General features: G+C 59.2%; 2 protein-coding genes. Both read right to left on the minus strand.

Features of this window, described 5'->3' with window-relative positions; genetic code table 11:
• On the minus strand, positions 1 to 223 hold a 223-nt coding region (locus ACR0IP_RS23500), incomplete at its 3' end, for an SgcJ/EcaC family oxidoreductase (protein WP_480528209.1).
• A gap of 108 nt (positions 224 to 331) precedes the next feature.
• The coding region (locus ACR0IP_RS23505) for a penicillin acylase family protein (protein ID WP_480528210.1) at positions 332 to 500 on the minus strand (169 nt) is incomplete at its 5' end.

Here is a 500-nt window from a genome sequence, read left to right on the forward strand (position 1 = left end):
CCCATCGCATCATGTCGCAGCGCACCTCCAGATCAGGAAAATCGGCGTAGAAACCCCGGGCCATATCGGCAATCGCTGCGCGCCCTTCGATCGGGTCACCTCTGTTGATTGTAATCCGTCCGTCCAGCGCGAAAAAACTGGCAACGGCATCGGCGTCACCTGAACTCCAGGCGATTGCGTAATCCCGGGCAAGGTTGTTCAGAGTATCCCGAATGCTGGCCATAGTTTCCCCCTGGTCCGAAACAGTTCGCCCGGTGATGGTAGGCGAAACTGCCGCATGGCGTCCACGGTCCGGACAAAAAGGGGCGGGGAGTCGCCGAAACCCTGATGCTTAACGTGGGATCAGATTGGTCACTCCGACAGCAGCGGCGCGGGCAAGGTCAAGGTCCAGCGACATGGGAATATACTCGCCACGCCGCCACAGCTGCGCCTGATCGTCGTAATAGCGCGACAGGAAATGGCCCGATTGGCCGGTAGCCGTGATAAAGACCGAACTGTTG

This window comes from Ruegeria sp. AL11 (assembly GCF_056540865.1).